This is a genomic window from Bacteroidia bacterium (assembly GCA_027493955.1).
Lineage (GTDB): Bacteria > Bacteroidota > Ignavibacteria > SZUA-365 > SZUA-365 > JAOSJT01.
The window spans coordinates 3,549,381-3,569,573 of the sequence record JAOSJT010000001.1; the positions used below are offsets into that span (position 1 = coordinate 3,549,381).

General features: G+C 52.2%; 17 protein-coding genes. 10 read left to right on the plus strand and 7 right to left on the minus strand.

All coding sequences use genetic code 11. The features are described from left to right. Window positions 1-49 precede the first annotated feature (49 nt). Window positions 50-763, minus strand: a complete 714-nt coding sequence (locus M5R41_13570; protein MCZ7557423.1) for a hypothetical protein — start codon at window positions 761-763, stop codon at window positions 50-52. 29 nt (window positions 764-792) lie between these two features. Then, a complete protein-coding gene (locus M5R41_13575; GenBank protein MCZ7557424.1) occupies window positions 793-1,899 on the minus strand; it encodes an OmpA family protein in 1,107 nt (368 codons plus the stop codon). Between the two features lie 410 nt (window positions 1,900-2,309). On the opposite strand from M5R41_13575, the gene M5R41_13580 reads away from it, so the two are divergent. The 3 genes from M5R41_13580 (at window position 2,310) to M5R41_13590 (ending at window position 7,008) form a co-directional block, all read left to right on the plus strand. Next, complete coding sequence (locus M5R41_13580; GenBank protein ID MCZ7557425.1) at window positions 2,310-3,827, plus strand: DUF92 domain-containing protein; 1,518 nt, start codon at window positions 2,310-2,312, stop codon at window positions 3,825-3,827. A 246-nt stretch (window positions 3,828-4,073) separates the two neighbouring features. After that, window positions 4,074-5,015, plus strand: a complete 942-nt coding sequence (locus tag M5R41_13585; GenBank protein MCZ7557426.1) for a hypothetical protein — start codon at window positions 4,074-4,076, stop codon at window positions 5,013-5,015. 196 nt (window positions 5,016-5,211) lie between these two features. Continuing rightward, window positions 5,212-7,008: a hypothetical protein gene (locus M5R41_13590; GenBank protein ID MCZ7557427.1), complete on the plus strand. Its 1,797-nt coding sequence runs from the start codon at window positions 5,212-5,214 to the stop codon at window positions 7,006-7,008. 83 nt (window positions 7,009-7,091) lie between these two features. Here the strand turns inward: M5R41_13590 and M5R41_13595 are convergent, their stop codons facing one another. Continuing rightward, complete coding sequence (locus M5R41_13595; protein MCZ7557428.1) at window positions 7,092-7,466, minus strand: hypothetical protein; 375 nt, start codon at window positions 7,464-7,466, stop codon at window positions 7,092-7,094. A gap of 68 nt (window positions 7,467-7,534) precedes the next feature. Between M5R41_13595 and fbp the strand changes: the two genes are divergently transcribed. The 6 genes from fbp (at window position 7,535) to M5R41_13625 (ending at window position 15,069) form a co-directional block, all read left to right on the plus strand. Continuing rightward, window positions 7,535-8,566, plus strand: coding sequence for a class 1 fructose-bisphosphatase (gene fbp / locus M5R41_13600; GenBank protein MCZ7557429.1), 1,032 nt, complete (start codon window positions 7,535-7,537; stop codon window positions 8,564-8,566). A 12-nt stretch (window positions 8,567-8,578) separates the two neighbouring features. Beyond that, window positions 8,579-9,349, plus strand: coding sequence for a hypothetical protein (locus M5R41_13605; GenBank protein MCZ7557430.1), 771 nt, complete (start codon window positions 8,579-8,581; stop codon window positions 9,347-9,349). A 194-nt stretch (window positions 9,350-9,543) separates the two neighbouring features. Then, complete coding sequence (locus M5R41_13610; protein MCZ7557431.1) at window positions 9,544-10,497, plus strand: hypothetical protein; 954 nt, start codon at window positions 9,544-9,546, stop codon at window positions 10,495-10,497. A 68-nt stretch (window positions 10,498-10,565) separates the two neighbouring features. Then, entirely contained in the window at window positions 10,566-12,047 is a 1,482-nt protein-coding gene (locus M5R41_13615; protein MCZ7557432.1) for an outer membrane protein transport protein, read from the plus strand. Between the two features lie 146 nt (window positions 12,048-12,193). Beyond that, window positions 12,194-14,296 carry a peptidylprolyl isomerase gene (locus M5R41_13620; GenBank protein MCZ7557433.1) on the plus strand — a complete coding sequence of 701 codons (2,103 nt, stop codon included), beginning with the start codon at window positions 12,194-12,196 and terminating at the stop codon, window positions 14,294-14,296. A gap of 65 nt (window positions 14,297-14,361) precedes the next feature. Further along, on the plus strand, window positions 14,362-15,069 hold the full coding sequence (locus M5R41_13625) for a hypothetical protein (GenBank protein MCZ7557434.1): 708 nt from the start codon (window positions 14,362-14,364) through the stop codon (window positions 15,067-15,069). A gap of 3 nt (window positions 15,070-15,072) precedes the next feature. On the opposite strand, the gene argS is transcribed toward M5R41_13625, so the two are convergent. The 4 genes from argS to M5R41_13645 form a co-directional block, all read right to left on the minus strand. Beyond that, window positions 15,073-16,704, minus strand: coding sequence for an arginine--tRNA ligase (gene argS / locus M5R41_13630; protein MCZ7557435.1), 1,632 nt, complete (start codon window positions 16,702-16,704; stop codon window positions 15,073-15,075). Window positions 16,705-16,715: 11 nt separating this feature from the next. Beyond that, window positions 16,716-17,081 (minus strand): ribosome silencing factor, encoded by a 366-nt coding sequence (rsfS, locus tag M5R41_13635; GenBank protein MCZ7557436.1) that lies wholly within the window; start codon window positions 17,079-17,081, stop codon window positions 16,716-16,718. Between the two features lie 13 nt (window positions 17,082-17,094). Then, on the minus strand, window positions 17,095-17,568 hold the full coding sequence (locus tag M5R41_13640; GenBank protein MCZ7557437.1) for a LytR C-terminal domain-containing protein: 474 nt from the start codon (window positions 17,566-17,568) through the stop codon (window positions 17,095-17,097). Window positions 17,569-17,629: 61 nt separating this feature from the next. Further along, entirely contained in the window at window positions 17,630-18,130 is a 501-nt protein-coding gene (locus M5R41_13645) for a hypothetical protein (protein ID MCZ7557438.1), read from the minus strand. 513 nt (window positions 18,131-18,643) lie between these two features. On the opposite strand from M5R41_13645, the gene dnaA reads away from it, so the two are divergent. Beyond that, the gene (gene dnaA / locus M5R41_13650) at window positions 18,644-20,065 is read left to right on the plus strand and encodes a chromosomal replication initiator protein DnaA (protein MCZ7557439.1); all 1,422 of its coding nucleotides are present in this window, start codon (window positions 18,644-18,646) and stop codon (window positions 20,063-20,065) included. Window positions 20,066-20,193: the final 128 nt, after the last annotated feature.

Sequence of the window (20,193 nt, forward strand, 5' to 3'; positions counted from 1 at the left end):
GGGAAAACTGCCGCGGCTTCGGATTTCGGCCGGATGATTTGTTCAGATGCTACATCCCCGTTATCGGGGTTGCAATCTGATATTTTTTCGCTGCTTCGGCCTGCCAATAGTCGGCCGTCACGCGCCCACCCTCCGCAGTGATATGCACAACGCCGGTTGCCTTGCTCTTGACAATGTTTGATGGCTGAAGCACCAGTTTGCCATTGGCCTTTACGAGTTCCCGCGATGAGGCCAGCTCTTTTCCGCTGTCATCTCTGAAAGACAGTTTCACAATCGCGTCCTTACCGTCAGCGTTTGCGAGCACAATGTACACTTCCACACCGGGATCGGAAACGAAGTGCGGACACACAAGTTGGGCATATCCCTTCTTTTCCTGTCCGATAGTGGTCGTGTTCTTCCAGGACTCGGCCGCATTCTTGTAAAACTGCCAGTATTCCGCCACAATGTTTCCACCAGCGGATTCGATGTGTATTGTGCCGTTGGCAATCCTGTTGTCAATGTATTTCCCCGGATTCAGATTCAGTTTTCCGAACGGTTGCACGAGTTCCTTGCCCTCTCCGAGAAGCTTTCCATCGTTGTCATACAGCTTCATGGTTACGATGGGACCCTTACCTTCGACATCTGTGATGACCAGATGCGACTCGATGACCTTCGGATCAGACACGAAATGGTTGATGATGTAACGCTCCGAACCCTGTGCGTGAACACGTACCGCGGAAAAACTCACCGCGAACAGGAGCAGCAATAATGAGGTGTATTTCATGATTCCTCCGTTCTTCTTGTGTTTCCTGATCACAGTTTTTTGAATTCGACCCGACGGTTGACCGCGCGGTTCGCAGGTGTATCGTTACCTACGATCGGATTTTTCGGACCATATCCGACCGTGAGAAGCCGACCGGCATCGACTTTCCCGTTTTTCACCAGCCAATTTTTCACAGAAGCGGCGCGACGCTCAGACAGCTTGACGTTGTAGTCTTCCTTACCCACGTTGTCGGTATGACCGGCGATTTCATAACGCGCACCTTTGTTTTTCGAATCGTTCATTGCCCGCGCTACTTCCAGCAGATCCGCTTCCGAGCGTTTCTGAATCTTGTCGCTGTCGAAGTCGAAATGCACGATTAGTCGTACCAGTGGATCCTCGACAATGGCCTCCTTCTCAGGTGCGCCTCCTTGCATTGCATGGGCGATCTGATACTTCTCACGTTCGGATACCTGCCAGTACTCGCCTGTGATCTTACCGCCTTCGGTTTGTATGTAGGCGACCCCGGTCATTTTCTTGTTTCCAACCAGGGCATACGGCTGGATGGAGAATTTTCCATTCTTCGGGATGGAGACCTTCGTCTGTCCGGCGAGGTCACCCTGATCATTGTAAAACTCGACGTAAACCGTCGGGCCGGTACCTTCGGCGTCAGCCACGACGAGATAACTCTCGATGGAAGGATCTGCGACGAAATGTTGACAAATCAGCATTGTGGAACCCGGAGCAACCGCGGCCGGTACCGCAATGTTTTTCCAGCCGAGCTCAGGGTTCTTGTAAAATTGCCAATACTGTCCCACCGCGTCGCGCGACGAGGTGATGCGCATGGTACCGACCATTGTGCGTCCGCGCACATATTTTTCGGGATTGACGTTCAGCTTTCCATTGGCGGGGATTGTTTCTTCCCCGTTCCCGACGAGCGATCCGCTCTCGTCATAGACGGCGATGTTGATCGTGCCTCCGCGTCCGCCGACATCGCTCACGACCAGATGTCCCTCCACCACCGCGGGATCGGAAACAAAGTGGTTGACGATCAACGTCTTGCCGGCCTGTCCCCAAACGGCGGAGGAGGTCAGAAACAACGCCAGTAGCACCAGCGGAATGCTGACGTACCCGCCCGACACCCTCATGTGTACTGTCATAGGTTCTCCGTGTTGTTCAGAATGTGAAAATCATCTGTAATATACGTTTCTGTCTCTTCCCGTGCATGTGAGATTTCTGTTCCGCTCTCGTACGATGCTGCATGCAGAGGGCTTCCGGTCTTCGTCTTTCATTTTCGGACCGCACTGTTTCCTGGTGCTGAGCGTGACGACTGCGTTCATAGGTATTTCCTCGCTTTGACGCTGATCACGTGAATCCGCCTTTTACCTTCCCCAGTCCCGGATCAAGAACGATCCGTATCCTGCGTCCAGCGCATGGATGAACGCATGGAAACGGGATCACGTAAGAATCGATTTGGGGAATGGCGTATTTTCAACTCACGCAGCGGTCGCTTCACCCGGGTAATTGCGAGTTGTTGATGATTCTGGTCCCTCGTATTTTCTCTCGCACTATGGATTTTCCAATACTCGATACAGAACTCATCCGCATTGCCAGTCTTTCGGCAGCGATCCTGCTTTTGCTTGCCGCTGTGGAGCTCATGCGCAGACGCTTCAGGATCCCGGTCGAGATTATCAGAAAATCGGTACATATTCTCACCGGCGTACTCATCGCCTTCGCACCACCGCTGTTCCCCCGCGGAGAGCCTGTCGTTTTCATTGCAAGCATTTTCGTTCTCTTCAATGCGCTCGCGTACGCGCGTGGTTGGCTCACGGCGGTTCATCATACGCAGCGGCGCTCATACGGAACAGTATACTATCCCCTTTCCCTGCTCGTGCTCGCGGCTCTGTTCTGGGATGAGTACCCCGACCTCGTGATCGCCTCCATTATGGTGATGGCAATCGGAGATGCCGCTGCGGGGATTGTCGGGGAAAGCATGCGCCGACCCCATCAGTATGCCGTGACCTCCGACAAAAAATCGTTGGAAGGCAGCATGGCAATGTTCTCCGGCAGTTTCATCGCCTTGTTGCTCATATTGTCTGTTTATGGTGACAGTGGGCTGGATTTTTCCAGGCGATGGAACGCATCACCCGTTCTTGTTATCTCCGCATTGTTCGCCATTTCACTCTTTGCCACAGCTCTGGAAGCCGCATCCTCCAGAGGTCTGGATAATTTGTCCGTACCGTTTGCAACCGCCTTTGCCTTACACCTGTGTTTTGCATCCGGTGTGTCGAGTGATGCCATGCTCTTTCTCACCGGCACGATATTGGGATCGGGTATCGCGTATCTCGCCTGGCGTTTGCGCATGCTCTCGCTCTCGGGCGCGGTGGCGACATTCATTCTTGCCACAATCATTTTCGGAATCGGCGGGTGGAAATGGACGTTGCCGATCTTTACTTTTTTTATTCTTTCGAGCTCACTTTCCCGCTGGAGAAAAAATCAAAAGGCCGCGTATGAAAGCATTTTCGAGAAAAGTGGAACGCGCGATGCGGGCCAGGTTATCGCAAATGGCGGTCTCGCCGCTCTGGTATGTGTAGCCTGGTATACGAGCAACGATGAGCGACTCTACGTGCTTTACCTCATCGCCGTTGCGGTGGTCACAGCGGATACCTGGGGAACAGAAATCGGCCTGCTTTCCCGTTCCCACCCGCGAAGCATCCTGACGTTTAAGGAAGTCCCTCCCGGAACCTCCGGCGGTATCAGCATATTCGGAACGCTCGCTGGCGCCTTGGGAGCGCTCGTTGTCACCCTCACCGCACTGCCCTTCATCAGTCTCACAACGGAAATTCTGGCCTTTGTGCTTCTCGCTGCGCTTGCCGGCAGCGCCATTGACAGTATCCTTGGAGCGACGGTACAAGCGCAGTATCAGTGTCGGCATTGTGGCACACAGACTGAAAAACCGATTCATTGCAATGACGCGGCCACGCTTCTCCGGGGACAAGCCGTTGTCAATAATGATGCGGTGAATCTCCTGTCAACCACGGCAACACTCCTCCTGGCCGGCATCGCCCTGCTGGCGCTGGGCTTATGACTTTCCCTTCAAATAATGGAATCGTAGCTTTCAGTTTTGGAATGTGCTTCAAAGTCGGAAAAGAACACCATGATACGCTGGTACTCACACCGCTCATACCAACGGAAGGGCGCCGTTCCCAATCACCGCTGTTGTACCTTTGAAGCGATGCGGCATTTCCGCTTCGCATGGTCACCGAAGCGGAACACGGGAATACACGCGGCAACGCACTTCAGAAAATGCCTGACTATCACGTGCCTTTTTACGTTGCTCCTTGCGGCATGTGAACGCGAGCGTATCATTGATGCGGGACCCGACACCACACCGCCGCTCCCTCCCGCCGGAATGCTTGTGGAAGCTGCGCGTGACGGTTTCATTTTTTTTAGCTGGGTACGGAACAGAGAAATCGATCTTGCGGGCTACATCGTGTATCGCGCTGAAGAAGCGGATAGCACGAAGTTCGTGGTACGAGACACCATCCCGGAGTTTTACTTCCTCGATGTCCAGCGCAGCTATGACACCTTGTATTGGTATCGGGTGACGGCCTTCGATCACTCTGGAAACGAGAGCCCACCCGGCACCATTATCACAGCGCACTCACCCAACCGGAATCCGCCGGAGGCACCGGGTTTCATTACTGTAAACGGCGCACATGATGCTGTGAAAAAACAATTCAGTCTTTCCTGGCCTGATGTAGACGAAGCGGACCTCGCCGGATTCCGGGTGTATCGATCAAGCGCACCGTTTACCGTCGCTGATCCGACATTGCTGATCGCGGAAACCGAAGCACTCACACTGGACGATCAGACAGTCTCCGAGCTCTCGCGTCCGTATTACTTCGCGGTAAGCGCAATCGATAGAGGAGGTCTGGAAAGCAGTCTCTCACCCATAAATGTGGACTTCATCAGCCCTCGGCCTCAACTCATTTCGCCAGGAAATGACGAAGGGGTAAGTGCGTTGCCCTCCTTTTCCTGGTTCGCAATTCCCGAGTCTCGCGCATACCGCGTATCGCTTTCGCAAACAGAGTTTGGTGGAGATTTTTGGTCCACGACCGTGACAGCTCAGACCACGGGTATAGTGACGACAAGGTATACCGGAAGCGGACTCGCGCCGGGGAACACGTACTACTGGCGAGTGTCAAGTATTACCGCGCCTAACGGGCGGGCAAACGGTGTCTCCGAATCACGTCGCTTGATCGTCCGCTTCTGAACCAACAACAGAGTGTGCACCGGGAAGTGTATATTTCCCTACGATCCGACCAGAAATTCTTCCGGTTGCTTTTCCCATGCTGAAATCCCGGCTCGTTGCCTTCGTGCTCTTCTGCTCCCTCGCTGGCTACATACCAGCGGATTTGGGACACCTTGCTGCGCAAGAGACCCCTCGCGCAACAAGTGTGCCATCCGTTATGGCCTCACCTCTTTCACTGTCCGCCGGTTTCGAACGCAACACCAACACCTTTCTCTGGGATCTCACCGGCGCATCAACCTTACGCAGCAGCAGCTGGCGGCTCAGCGCGCAAAATCGTTTTCAGCGAAGTCTTATCAAAGCGGGAGGGGAATCTCTCAAAGATCAGAATTCCTTCAACCTGGAATCGAGTGCTGACCTGTTCAGAAATGCCGAATTACGATCCGCAGTTACCTCCTTTTCTTTTACCGACAACCGTGTCCTCGGGCTGAATAATCTCACTACGACGCGAGCCCTCGTCGGAGTTTCTTGGAAGCTCTTCGATATGGTCCAGTTTACGCCGATGGTCGGCTACAGCATCGACAATCAGCAAGGGATACGTGATGATGGTTTTTCTTACTCAATGCAGACCCAGCTCGCCGGGCTTGACCTTGGACAGGCGACGGCCAGGAGCGAATTCGTCCTGTCGGCAGAGCACATTAGCCCTCGTTACCAATACGACCACAGAGGGAGCGCGGAAATTTCCGCCCGGATCGGAGAAAACAGTGTGAACACCGCTTCTGTCAACTACCGTGAGAACCGCCGGGAGTACTATCAGAATGCTGCGGATATCGTCCTCGATCAGGCAATCCCGATTGAATCGCGAAGAGAACAAAGTATCTCTGTGCGGGATATGCTCCAGTACGCCGTGTTCAAATCCGTTTCACTTCTTGCCTCGATGGATCTTTCTCAGCGAAATATCTGGAAGAACAGAAATACCGCGGAAGCGGGCAGTAGTACTCCATATTTTTCGACATTTATCTCCGAATTCACCCTCAACACGAGCGCACAGCTCGTCTACGCCTCCGAAAGAACGCGCGGCACCATTCGACTGGATCACAATGAGCGTGATGAGTTTCATGAATTGAATCCGCAAGTGGGAACTCTCCCGGCAGATGTGATCAGACAAATGCGGCTCGAGGAGCAGAAGAACAATTCGATCCGACAAATTCAACTTGGGATTGATCTTTCCCGATCGTTCGGTCGCTCAGACACACTCTCCATGTCCGGTGCACTGCTGAAGATGCAATACGATACTCCTAGCGAGGAAAATTTTGACGATCGGGATGAAATCATTTTTCTCACGGGATTGCGATGGGCCCGGCGCTTCAGTACCGAGTTTTCCGCCTCTCTGTACGGTGATCTCGCCATGCGACACACGGTGTACATTTTTTCTCAACGCAGTGCGAACAACACATGGAACCGCGTCCTTCGCCTCGCCCCGTCGGGGGAGTTGCGCCTCTCGCAAAGCTTTGTCAGTAAGAATGCTGCGGAACTCGTGGCGAACTACACCGTGTACGATTTTGAAGATGCCGCACAGGGACAACGAAGTTTTTCACTCCGGCAATTATCACTGACCGATTCAACCGCGATGCGCCTCCACGGCTCACTCTGGATTGACGCCGCGCTGCACCTTCGGTGGTACGAGCGCGGAGAACTTCGCTGGGCAGCTTTTACCGTGCGGCCCGTACAGTTTTTTCAGGAACAAACGTTTTCTCTTGCCCTGCGGCGGCGCGAAAACAACTGGGATGTCTCTGTCGGAGTGCGTTATTTCGAGCAACGCCGGTACCGGTATGCCGGCAATCAGCGCTTCCCGGATGCGCAGCTGACCAACTACGGACCGACGGTACAGATTCAGTGTACCTTCTTTGAACGCTCCCGTATCGTCGTCGATGGCTGGTATCAGCTCACAGACGAAGCAGGTCGTCCGAAAAGATCCACACCAAACGTGCTTCTTCATACGACTTGGTATCTGTGAAGCATATTCCCTATGTTTGAACTATATCTTTGTGTACGCATAACTGCCCGCGTGTACGTTTGAGTGAATTGATCCTTAGTAAATCAATCAGCATACCAAGCATTCCTTCGAACATCAAACTGGTCGAGCGATTTCTCCTTGACTTGCACGATACCGTAGGTCTTGCTGAATCTGTACTCGACAGGGTGATGATTTCCATTACGGAGATTGTCAACAACGGCATCCTCCACGGCAATCAGTGCGATCCCGCCAAACTTGTACACGTCACGTGCCACTGCTACGCCGACGTTCTCCAATTCATAGTGCGCGATGAAGGGGATGGATTCATCCCGGAAGAGCTGCCGGATCCTCTCGATGAGAATAATCTGCTCAAGGAAGGAGGACGCGGTGTTCTCATCGTCCGATCTATGATGGACGAGGTTACCTTCAAACGCTCTGATACCGGTATGGAAGTTCACGCAAGCATTTCGAGAACAGAGCACTGACATACGCCTCCACACCCTGTTTCATCTCAGGACCCCTATTCATGCCTCACCGTCAATATTTCCCGGGCGACGAAACCCACCTCATTACCATTCAACGCTACATCGCGCAGGAAGAGCGTGCCCATCCCGGAGCCACTGGCGAGTTTTCTACACTCCTGCGCAACCTTGCCCTCGCGGCAAAAATCGTTTCGCGCGAGGTTCGGCGCGCAGGTCTGGTTGACATTCTCGGACGCGTGCAGACGACCAATACGAGCGGAGACGACGTACAGAAAATGGACGTCTTTGCAAATCAGATTTTTATCAATGCGCTGGAAACCGGCGGACAGCTGTGCGTGATGGCCTCGGAAGAGAATGAATCGATCATACCGATTCCCGACGGATTTCCATGCGGTAACTATGCGATTCTTTTCGATCCGCTCGACGGTTCCTCGAATATTTCGACCAATGTTACTATCGGAACCATTTTTTCGATCTACCGACGCGTTTCATCCGGTGCGCAGGGCACAGTAGCGGATGTCGTGCAGCCCGGATACAAGCAAGTCGCGGCAGGATACATTATGTATGGCTCCAGCACCATACTCGTGTTTACAACGGGCAACGGTGTGCAGGGCTTTACGCTTGACGTGACCATTGGATCTTTTCTCCTTTCGCATCCCAATATGACAATTCCGGCACGCGGCAATTACTATAGCGTCAATGAGGGAAATCGTCAACTCTGGAGTGAGGGATTCAGAGGCTACATCGACTATCTGCAAACTCCCGATCCCGGTAGTCGGCGCCCGTACAAATCCCGTTATGTCGGTTCTATGATCGCCGATATCCACCGAACCCTTCTCTACGGGGGCATCTTCGCGTATCCGGCCGACCAGAAAAATCCGAGCGGCAAACTTCGGCTGATGTACGAGGCCAATCCCATGGCCATGATCCTCGAGCAGGCTGGCGGAAGAGCCACGGATGGCTTTACTCGAATTCTCGACATCCAGCCGCAAAGCGTGCATCAGCACGTGCCCGTTCTGATGGGAAGCATGGAAGATGTTCTCGAGGCAGAAACATTTATTGCGGAAAAATCTTGAGTCCGTCAGGATATGTCGGGACGGATCGCTACATACATCGCTGTTCTTCTTCTTCTCCTCACCACGCCATTATGCGCTCAGCGGTCGGCCGGTGACGATGCCAATATCGATCCGTTGTTTCTGATCGATATGCCTATTGCAGGAATCCTGCCTGCTACCTCAGGTTCGATCCAGACCACGATCTATCCTGACGGAGGAGTGCTCGTCGAACTGGCCTATGGGCTGATGACGAATCTGAATGTCGGCGTGTCCTACGGTGGGACACGCCTCCTCGGGAGCGGTGGCATCACGTGGAACAACCTTCCGGGAATCATGGCCCGCTATCGCGTGATGGAAGAGAGTCCCCGCACTCCCGCCGTCGTGGTAGGTTTCGACACGCAAGGCCGTGACGGATGGATACCTTCCTGGAGGCAATACGCCATAAAGTCTCCGGGATTCTTCGCCACCGTCGGGAAAAACTATCAGCTCGCGGGTTCTATCAGCTTCCATGGAGGAGCGAACTACACCCTTGAGCGACATGATGGCGACTACGAACCCAATATCTACGTCGGCGTCGAGAAAACGGTCGGTCCGTTGCTGTCCATTCTATCCGAGTACAACTTCGCCTTCGACAATGACAAAGAAAGAAAGGGATTCTGGAACGGTTCTTTCTCCATAGGGGCACGGGTTTCAACCAATATTGGCATCAATGCCGATTTGCTTATCAAAAACCTTCTTACCTCGGAATTTCATCACGCAAAGATGGTCAGAGAAATTCGAATCCAGTACGTCCGGTACCTGTAGACTGTATCCAAAAAACTACACAGGTGTTTCCGTTTCAGGCCACCGGAGCGAGGTCAACTACGACTACCTTTCTTTCCACTCCATAAAATACTACCTTTTATTGCACCCGGATTGTCAATCCTCTGGGATTGATTTCGGCACGAGTTTTGTTGTTATTCTACTGCTGTGGTGTTTTTTTCCGACGGAGGCCAGTCATGAAACGCTTAAATACGCTCCTACTCGCAACAGTGTTACTTGTCACGCTGTTCGCCTTTTCAGGATGCTACACACAAATCGCAGTACGGGACGACAATCCTCGCTATGACGAGAGTAATTACGCCGAGTACTCAGAATCATACGAGGACTCCGAAGGGAACGTGATCGTCAACAATTACTACGATGGTCACCCAAGGTCACGGGCTTACTTCAGTTTTTACTATCCTTTGCACTGGGGCTCGTATTGGTCCTACAGCTACAATCCCTGGTATTGGGATCCTTGGAACGACTGGTACGACCCATATTGGGGCTATTCCGGTTGGTATTGGCATCGTCCGTGGTATCACAGTCCGCACTACTGGGCTGGCGGAGGTTGGGGCTATCACAGACCAGGATACTACGTTGATCGTCCTGCCATCTATACTTCACGTACCGACAGCAGGATACGAAGCACCGGCATGACCCGAACCGACACCCGAACCCGTTCTTCAGGCTTTACACGTTCCGCAGACGGTACGAATTCCGTTACGACAAGCGGCTCCAGAAGCGGCGCGACTCGATCCTCAACTTTCGATCGCTTGAACACGCGGACCCGGGATGCAAATGCCACTCGTTCTGTCGAATCGAGAAATAGCGGCACGGAACGCAGCAGACAGACTATCGATAACTCTGGTGGCAGCCGGAGCAGCGGCAGCCAGGGGAGCAGCGGCAGCAGCACACGTTCGCGGAGTACGGATAGCCGGGATGGAACCTACACCGCACCGTCCCGACCCTCCGGTGAATCCTCGCGCGGCAGATCGTCGGAACGCAGCTACTCACCTCCCGCCCGGGATAGCGGATCAAATTCTGGTGGTTACCGCTCTTCCGGCGGTTCCAGTTCAGGCGGCTCCCGTTCCAGCGGTTCGAGTTCCGGTGGTAGCAGCTCTGGTGGCGGTCGTTCCCGCAGCCGGTGACATTTCTTCTTTTTCGAATGATCGTCGAAATTTCCCGCTTCCTTGACGGGAACAAGTGGAGTTATATCATGAAACGTATCGGATTCGTGTTGATTTGTTTGTCCCTGCTCTCAATCACTTCACAAGCGCAGGTGATTGAAGATGCCCTTCGGTTGGCTCCCTCGCCGACGTTGGTGAATCCCAGAAGCGCCGGCATGGGTAACGCCTTTACCGGTCTCGCCGATGACGCATCTGCCATTTACTGGAATCCTGCAGGATTGGGCCAGCTCAGACTCAGTGAGTTTTCTTTCGGTCTTTCCAACGTCGGTATGAACAATGATGCCTCGCTGCTCGGCGTGTCCGCCTCCGGGGATAATAGTTCCACGGTGATCAGTAATTTGCAATTTGCCCTGCCTTTTCCGGTCGCGCGCGGCAGTTTTGTGCTGGGAGCCGGTTACTCCCGCATCGCCGACTATACGGGCGCACTTTCCGTAGATGCGTATAACCCGTTAAGCTCGATGCAAACCTCTCTGTACAACGCCGACAACGAGGATCTTGATTTCGCATGGAATCTTGGGCTTGAGGATACATTAGTGCTTACTTATCAGGATCAAGGACGTCCCGGTTGGCTCGCAATTCCGGTCACAAATCGCGTGCAGCAAACCATTGATCTCCTTGAGGATGGGAGCCTCAATCTCTGGTCCTTCGGTGGAAGCATAGAAGTCGCACCGAATGCGATGATTGGCCTCGCACTCAATGTGGTGTCTGGGAGTTATCGATTTGAACGAACGTTCATCGAAACCGATATCCAGAATGCGCACACCGGAGACATCATTGGTATTGACAACGTAACAAGGACGGACTTCCAGAGCCTTGAAATCGAGGAACTCATCGATCAGGATCTCTCCGGCTGGAATATGCGCCTGGGCTTCCTGTACAACTATCGAGACAAAGCACGTATCGGTATTGCAGTGCAGACAGCGGGATCCATTAATGTGAACGAAGATTACGAGAAGTTCGGCCGCAGCGTTTTCTCGAATGCGTCTCTGAGCTACGAACTTACGGCACTCGACAATAATTATGATATTTCCACGCCCGCGGTATACAGCATCGGGGCCTCCTACAATCCGGTCGAGTGGATCACCGTTGCCGCGGACTTTGACCTCGTAGACTACTCGAAACTCGAATTCGAGGACTCGAACAATTTCAACACCACGCAACTCAACAGAGACATCAGGAAATTTTTCCGTTCTACGAACAATTTCCGCGCCGGGGGCGAAGTGCGCGTCCCCAACACGGGCCTCATCTTGCGTGGCGGTTTCGGCTACAACTACTCGCCGTACAGCGAGGACGAGGGAACGACCGAGTACAACATCACCACGTTCAGCGGCGGAGTCGGCTACCTGTTTGAGGGTAATTTTGCTGTGAATGCGGCCTTTTCCATGTCCAGCTACAATACCTTTGTCTTCAACTACATTGATCCGGACACAATGGTCCCCGAATCCGCTTTCACCACCGAACAGGAAGTGACTCGCACCCGATTGATGCTGGGTGTGACATATCGCTTCTGATGTACCAGATGGTCACGAAAAGCCGCGCTCCAAGGGGCGCGGTTTCTTTATGAAGCGATTGCCGTAAGCAATTGCTTTATAAGGACTTTGCCTCTATATTAGTTAGCTTGAATGTTTGTTCTTTTGAATTCGTGGAGTAGTTCATCATGGGTATGATGACCAAAATGCGCGACAACGCGCACGTCTTTATTATCGCGTTCGCGGTTGTCTTCATCGCTTTCTGGGTCGTCAGCGACGTCGATCTTCCCTCCGTCCTTGGAGGCTCAAGAAACGAAATTGCCAACATCGGCGGAAAGTCTATCACATATCAGGAATTTCAGGCCGTCGTGGATCGCGTCGCCGAACAGCGTCGCGAGCAAAATGGCGGCAAAGAGCTTACGGATAACGATTACATCCAGATCCGGGAACAGGTATGGAATGACTTCCTCACCCAGGCGGTGCTTGATCAGGCGACTGAAGAATTCGGCGTCTCCGTAAGCGATCAAGAGATTACTGACTGGGTCTGGGGCGCAGATCCCCCGCGGGAACTCACCCAGTATTTTGTTGACTCCACTGGCCAATTCAATAGGGACGCCTATGAGAGTTTTCTGCGCAATCCGGGTCCGGAAAATCGCGAAGCTCTCATCAGCCTTGAACAGCAACTCAAGGCACAACTCACCAGGGAAAAGCTGACCAATATTCTGACTTCTTCCGTCATCGTCTCAGAAGAGCAGTTGCGATCGAATTTCGTGGATCAAAACATCGATTTCGTGGCGAGCTACTTGTTCTTCGATCCCACTGTGTTTGCCGGGTCCGACACCACCGCCCCTACGGAGGCTGAATACGAAGCGTACTACAACAAGTACAAGACTCGATTCAAAACCGATGCCATGCGCAAAATGAAATATGTCCTCTTCCAGGATGTACCTTCAAAAAGCGATACGGCGGCCATAGTCAACGAACTCAGCACCTTCCGCGATCTCGTCGACAAGGGAACGGATTTCCTGGAATTGGTCAAATCCAATTCGGAAGAGCAGTTTGATTCCGCTCGCTGGTTCACCCGTGAGCAGGTCTCCGCGCAGGCGGCTTCGAGCGTCTTCGATCAACCAGTCGGAGCTATCGCCGGCCCCGTGGCAAGTGAGACAGGTCTCTCACTCTACAAGATCATCGCCGAACGTCAGGCTGCGGATCCTTTGTCTCGTGCATCGCATATTCTTTTCCGCACCGACGGTGGTCAGAATGAAGCGGAGCAGAAAGCGAAAGCGGACGCCGCTCTTGCAAGAGCACGATCTGGACAGGATTTCGCCAAGCTTGCCGCGGAACTCTCCGAGGAACCCGGAGCCGCCGAGCGTGGAGGCGACCTCTCCTGGTTCGGTAAGGGCCGAATGGTTCCGGAATTTGAGACCGCGGTCACGAAAGCAAAGGTTGGTGATATCGTCGGTCCAGTGAAAACGCAGTTCGGCTGGCATGTTATCAAGGTCACCGGACGGAGCTCCCGGGAACTGCAACTCGCGGAAATCCGGCTCACCATCCGCGCAAGTTCACAGACGCGTGACGAACTTTTCGACAAGGCACGCGACTTCGGATATTTTGCCGGAGAGAACGGTTTTGAAAACGAGGCTGCAACAGATGGGTACCTCGTGCAGGAAACTCCCGAGTTCTCGGAAATGAGCGGTTCGTTCATCCCCGGAATCGGTACGAATCCCGCTTTGATGAAATTTGCCTTCACGAACGATATCGGTGACATCAGCGAGGTGCACCGTACTGGAACCGGTTACGTTGTGGCTGTGATCACGGAAAAACTCAAAGAAGGCTACCGTCCCCTCGAAGATCTCAAAGAACAGCTTCGTCCACAGGTTGTGTACGAGCGTCAGATGCAGAAAACCTTTGAACAAGCGAAGCGCATTGTGGCTTCGGGTGGTTCTTTCGAGCAGATCGTTGCATCCAATCCGAAGGTCACACTCACACAAACACCGCCCTTCCGCCTCCAGAACGGCGCGCCGAATATCGGTCCGGATCAAAGCTTCATCGGCAACTTGCTGAGACTCAAACAAGGCGAAAAGAGCAAACCCTTCAAAGGAATGCGCGGCGTCTTTGTCCTGCGCCTTGACTCCCGCGCCCAATTCGATGAAACTGCCTACAAGGTGAAGAAACCTGAACTGCGTCAAAGCGTTCTTCAGCAGCTGCAGAATGAATTCGTGCAAGCCTGGCTTGATCAGAAAAAGAAGGAAATCAGCGTCACCGACAATCGTGATCTCTTCTACCGCTAAACCTCAGCCCGGCCCTTCGGTCGCGAACGGAGACTCCACGAACCATGTAGTGTAACGGAGCGGATATGCGAACCCCCAGACTGATCGAAAGTATCGCTTTCCTCTGTCTGGGGGTTTCTCTTTTCTTTCCACGGGTGAGTCTGTCGCAACCAACTTCTCGCTCCATTTCCTTATACGGCACCGTCATCGAAGGGTCAAGAATCTATCTTTACCCGCAATCCTCCGACGCCACAATCCGAAACAGTACCTTCGATTTTTCAGCGGCGTCCTCTGTTTCACTGGCGTACCGTTTGCAGTTATCTTCGTCGACTCTGCTGCAGTGTCGTGGTGAGTACTTCTCGGTATCAGATCACCAGACTGATGCCGTCGGTACACCAACGCGACATGGATTCGATTCCTTTGCACTCGAGACGAGTTTGCTTTTTCAGCTTCCGTTCGGTGGCGAAATCATACGCATGTGTATCGGAGGAGGAGGAGGAGTGTACGCCGCAGTCAGGGAATACTCCATTGCGACGGTTCAGGCCGAATCTCAGCGTCTTATCCCAACGCTGGATATTCATATTCTTCTCTCCCTGGAGTGGTTCTTGTACCGAAACCTCTCTCTTCAAGGCGAAGTATTGTTCCGCGATCCGCAGATAAGCGTAGAAAACGCTTTTCCGCAGGACCGAGTGCTCAATAACGGAATTGAGTATCCCTTGCAGCAAGTCCCGTTCAGATCAGCGGTGAATCTCAATGGGAATGTGTATCTGCTCGGACTCTGTCTCTACTTCTGAAAACTACATTTTTTCCGGCGCGTGTATTCCAATAATGGAACACCCGTTTGCGAGTACCTGCTTGGTCGCCCGACACAAAAACATGCGAGCAGCGCTCAAATCGGCATCTTCCGTAACGACGCGGCAATCGTGGTAGAATTTGTGAAACGACGCCGACAGATTGTGGAGATACGTGCAAAGATGCTGTGTTTCGAGTGTCCGCGCCGAAAGAGCGATGATTTCCGGAAATTCAAGCAGCACCTTTATCAGCGCAATCTCTGAGTCGTGCTGCAGAAGGGGCAAGCGAATATCCGTCGTGGCCGGTGCACCCTCGCTCTCCGCAAATCGGACGATACTTGCAATGCGGGCATGTGCATACTGAACGTAGTACACCGGGTTGTTTTCACTCTGCTCCTGTGCAAGGGCAATGTCAAATTCCAGTTGCGACTGCGCAGCGCGCATGACGAAAAAATAGCGCACGGCATCGACCCCGACATCCGCGACAAGATCGTCCAGCGAATACGCATTTCCCGCACGTTTGCTCATCTTCACCACTTCGCCATCGCTCACAAAGCTGACCATCTGATGAATGATCACGTCAACATGATCCGTGGACATGCCAAGCGCACGTAAAGCGGACAATACATCGGGAATAGTCGCGATGTGGTCCGCGCCGAAAATGTCTATGATCCTGTCATAACCGCGAAGAATTTTTTCACGGTGATACGCGATGTCCGGAAGCCGGTAGGTTGGTTCACCGCTGCTCTTGACGATCACTCGGTCCTTATCTGCTCCGAATTCCGTCGTCTTCAGCCAGATGGCTCCGTCTTTTTCATAAGACAAGCCGGCGTCACTCAGCTCGGAGAGGAGACGTGCAATTTTTCCGTCTTTGTAGAGGCCATCTTCATTGAAATAGACATCGTGGTGGACATTCAGAGTATCCAGCGTGTTCTTGATGCTTGTGAAACACCATTCCTCACCCTGTTTTTGAAAGAAACTCAAATCGGCATCCATCATCGCCGCCCCATGACGGTTGGAAATCTCAGCGGCTATGTCCTCGATATACCCTCCGGCGTAGTGGATGTTTTCTTCCGATATCTCCGCCCCATGCATTGCCCGATAACGTTCGCGAACTGTGATCGCGAGGTTCTGCATCTGGTTTCCGGCGTTATTAAAGTAGTACTCCCTCGTTACTTCCCAGCCCGTCCATTCCAGGAGAGAACACACCGTAGCGCCGATACAAACCTGTCGTCCGTGACCGGCGTGGAGCGGACCCGTTGGATTTGCACTCACCCATTCCACATTCGCTCGTTTTCCTGCGTTTTCCTCGCTTGCACCATAGCGCGAACCGAGATGAACTATGTCGGCGAGTTCCTTGTAGAGATATGCATTCGAGAAGCGAAAATTGATGAAACCTGGTCCTGCTATTTCCACCGCTGCAATTCGCAGTGAATCTGTCTGAAGTTGCGACGCAATCTCCTGGGCGAGCTGACGAGGATTTTTCTTCGCCTCGCGGGCCAGTATCATCGCGATATTGCTCGATAGGTCGCCGTGTTCAGCGATTTTCGGGCGCTCGAACTGTATTGTCTCGGGCGGCGTCTCTATTCCAATACGTTGAAGCGCCTCCTGAACAGCGCTGCGAAGGTAGTCTTTCATGTGTTCGATTTTCAGGGAAGAGGGTGAATATCCTCGTCGCGAACGATTTCTGAAACGGCATCTCCCCAAAGACGCTCGATATCGTAGTACGCACGGACACGAGGTTGAAAAATATGAACGACGACATCAACGAAATCCAACAACACCCATTGAAGATGCGCCAGACCCTCCTTCCTCCACACCTTGACTTCCGCATCCCTGAGGCCGTCGAGAACAGCATCAGAAATCGCCTTAACCTGGGTGTCGGATTCACCGGTGCAAATCACGAAATAGTCCGTAACGTCGGAAATCCCCTGTAAATCCAAAATGGTGACATCGAGCGCTTTTTTTGTCAGTGCCTGTTCGGCGGCGAGGCGTGCGAGCTGCGTGGAATCCAACGATAATCCTGTCTTATTGAAAGGGCTTGAGCTTTTTGTAATCGTGTCCGATCACGACGGAGACGTTGAGATAATAATCTGTATTGATGAGTTGAACCACGTTTTTTTCATCCACACCAAGAGCGTACGCGACACGCCGCGCCGCCTCCAAATCCCCCAGACGATCGATGACAATGGACTCCTGAACATCGAAGGTCTTGTAGTTCGAAGACTGCACAACGTCGTAATTACGTTTCCGCAAAAAATCGGTGAATTTCTGTGCCACTCCCGCTACGCCGCAACCGTTCAGGACATCGAGTTGAATGATTTCCGCGCTTGCCTTATCCGCCTCCTGCTTTTCCGTCGTCCATTCAACGGGAGTGTTCACAAAGCTGTTCGTGATAAACGAATAGAGAGAAAAAAACACCACTATTGCAAGCAATGCAATGACGATGTTCAGAGCGAGATGTTTTGGATTGAGTGTTCTTGCGTTCTTTACCGGTGCCATAGCTGAAATATACGCAAAAAGACGCAGTCTTCAGGCGCCGGCCTCCCGCTGATTTCTCTGGTCAACGGAAAAACAGCTCATCCCCGTCAAAAAGGTCGTACCCGAACCCCAGACCGTTATTCCACCCGCCATAACGAGAGAGGTAGGGTTCGTTCCGGTATTGAAGCGTCAATCGAAAATCTTTCGATGGTACGTAGTCCACGCTCGCACGCTTGAGGAAAATTCTTGAAATGTCGTTTCGCATAAAAGACGAAGCGCTGCCGAACGTCGTCAGCATCATCCCGATATCCGCACGGACGCTCAGGGGTTCCGATATGCTGTACCGTAGACTGTTGATGTACATGCTGCTCCCCAGACCGTGGTCGCCGATCATTCCATACGACATTGTTACACTGTGATGCATTTCCAGGCGATCAAGACTGAAAATGGAAAGCTCCGTCGCGGCGGGACGCGTCACCCCTTCTGCTACTGAAGGATTTTTCGGTTCCTGACCTCTGAATTGTGCCTGCGCGCCTTGTAGCCAGAGTAACGAAAGCAGCAATAAGAAGAGTGTTTTTATCATGATCCGATTACCCAGATTTCTGAAAGTCGTTGATAATACTACATATACGGGCATTTAAAATCAAGTCATTCCGTCGTGCGCAACACGCCCTCGTGATGCATTCCTGAGGAATATGAGAAATCTGTTACGACAGAAAAAAAATCGCACGCCTCTAAGTCGTTGAGTCACAGGCACTTTGAAAAAATCAAGAGGAAAAGAAAAAAAAAGTTTCTTGAAATTCACCCCCGTTCAATCTATACTTTCCTGTCCATCCACTCGCGTTGAAGCCTGTGGATAACCTGTGAACAAGTTCGATTTTTGTCTATACAGAGAGCTCTCCAAGCGCACACGGAAGAATATTCCATGCAATCGTCTGGAGGCTACAGACGCGACAACACCATAACGTGTTTAATTACAACAAGTTAGCAAGATGCAATGCTTTTTGCTCTGTTGTAGGTTATGCTTGTTTCCAGTACTCGCTTCTTCGACGATTTGTATACCAACGAAACCATTCTGTGAATAAACTCGCAACACATGGAAGTTGAAATCATAAAAAGCGCCGAAACTGCATGGAAGGAATGTCTTGAGATCATTCGGCCGCGCGTCAAAATATTGACATTTAACACCTGGTTTGAACCCATCGTACCGAAAAGTCTGGAAGGATCCCTTCTCACCCTCGAAGTACCCAGTACCTACTTTTACGAATGGATTGAAGAGCATTTCTTCGGTCTTCTGCAGGAAGCACTCCGCGCCGTCCTCGGTGAGAATGCTGCTCTCCAATATGCCGTCAGTGTACTGAAGCAGGATATTCCGGCGACGCCCGGGAGGTCTCATCAGATTCCGCAGACAACCATATCTCAAAGCAAAGAAAACGTCCAGAATTTAGCGCAACCTGTTCATGCCGGACGCCCTGCGGAGCCGTTCGTGTCTAACCTGAATCCGAAATACCTTTTCTCGAATTTCATCCGTGGCGACGGAAATCAGTTTGCCCGTGCAGCCGCAATGAACGTTTCCAATAACCCGGGGGAGACCGCTTTCAATCCCCTCGTTCTTTACGGAGGTGTCGGCCTGGGAAAAACACATCTTATCCAGGCCATTGGTAATCACGTGCTTGAGCAGTTCCCCAATAAACGTGTGTACTACGTGAGCAGTGAGAAATTCACCATTGACTTCGTGGATGCGATAGAACGAAACAGCACCATTGATTTCTCGTCGTTTTACCGAAGCATGGATGTTTTGATCGTGGACGACATCCAATTCTTCTCCGGAAAAGAACGCACACAGGATACCTTTTTCCATACCTTCAATACGCTGCATCAACTGAAAAAACAGATAATTCTTTCATCGGACAGGCCGCCAAAAGACCTTGTGGGACTCGATGAACGTCTGATTTCCCGTTTTCAATGTGGACTGACAGTGGACATCCAGCCGCCGGATCTGGAAACACGCATCGCCATCCTTCGAAAAAAATCCGAAAGCGATTATATAGATATTCCCCAGGATGTCATTGAATACATTGCCTCTAACGTCAAATCGAACATCCGCGAACTTGAGGGCTGCTATATCGGACTCATAGCCCGGCACACGCTGGAACAACGTCCCCTGGACATTTCTCTTGCCGAAAAAGTGCTGAAAAATGTCATCGCTGTGGATAAAAAGGAGCTTTCCATCGAAAACATTCAAAAAATCGTAGCAGATTTTTTCAAAGTTTCGGAAAACTCCCTGCGAATGAAAACCCGCAAACAGGAGATTGTGCTCCCCCGGCAGGTTGCCATGTTTCTCTGCAAAAAAATGACTCGCGCCTCACTGAAAACCATTGGACTCCATTTCGGCGGTCGCGATCATACCACCATCATCCATGCGTGTCGGACTATCGAGCAGGCGATGGAAAACGACGCATCCCTCGCGGGGCATGTCGAGCAAATTGAAAAACAGCTCTCCTATGTAACGCATTGATGTTCACATCCCGTGGATAAACCCTGTGGATACTGCGCGGGGACAGCAATCCGAATGTGGATTACCGTCCCCGCTTCCGTTTCGTCGGAAGCTCTTCCTCGTGGAAGCAGACCATCCACACCACCATC

What these genes read in the sequence shown, in the direction of transcription:
- M5R41_13605 (MCZ7557430.1), top strand. Translation starts at nt 8,579, where the DNA reads ATGTCGGGACGGATCGCTACATACATCGCTGTTCTTCTTCTTCTCCTC.
- M5R41_13640 (MCZ7557437.1), bottom strand. Translation starts at nt 17,568, where the DNA reads ATGGCACCGGTAAAGAACGCAAGAACACTCAATCCAAAACATCTCGCT.
- M5R41_13570 (MCZ7557423.1), bottom strand. Translation starts at nt 763, where the DNA reads ATGAAATACACCTCATTATTGCTGCTCCTGTTCGCGGTGAGTTTTTCC.
- M5R41_13610 (MCZ7557431.1), top strand. Translation starts at nt 9,544, where the DNA reads ATGAAACGCTTAAATACGCTCCTACTCGCAACAGTGTTACTTGTCACG.
- M5R41_13615 (MCZ7557432.1), top strand. Translation starts at nt 10,566, where the DNA reads ATGAAACGTATCGGATTCGTGTTGATTTGTTTGTCCCTGCTCTCAATC.
- M5R41_13625 (MCZ7557434.1), top strand. Translation starts at nt 14,362, where the DNA reads ATGCGAACCCCCAGACTGATCGAAAGTATCGCTTTCCTCTGTCTGGGG.
- M5R41_13575 (MCZ7557424.1), bottom strand. Translation starts at nt 1,899, where the DNA reads ATGACAGTACACATGAGGGTGTCGGGCGGGTACGTCAGCATTCCGCTG.
- M5R41_13620 (MCZ7557433.1), top strand. Translation starts at nt 12,194, where the DNA reads ATGGGTATGATGACCAAAATGCGCGACAACGCGCACGTCTTTATTATC.
- argS (MCZ7557435.1), bottom strand. Translation starts at nt 16,704, where the DNA reads ATGAAAGACTACCTTCGCAGCGCTGTTCAGGAGGCGCTTCAACGTATT.
- fbp (MCZ7557429.1), top strand. Translation starts at nt 7,535, where the DNA reads ATGCCTCACCGTCAATATTTCCCGGGCGACGAAACCCACCTCATTACC.
- M5R41_13590 (MCZ7557427.1), top strand. Translation starts at nt 5,212, where the DNA reads ATGGCCTCACCTCTTTCACTGTCCGCCGGTTTCGAACGCAACACCAAC.
- M5R41_13645 (MCZ7557438.1), bottom strand. Translation starts at nt 18,130, where the DNA reads ATGATAAAAACACTCTTCTTATTGCTGCTTTCGTTACTCTGGCTACAA.
- dnaA (MCZ7557439.1), top strand. Translation starts at nt 18,644, where the DNA reads ATGGAAGTTGAAATCATAAAAAGCGCCGAAACTGCATGGAAGGAATGT.
- M5R41_13580 (MCZ7557425.1), top strand. Translation starts at nt 2,310, where the DNA reads ATGGATTTTCCAATACTCGATACAGAACTCATCCGCATTGCCAGTCTT.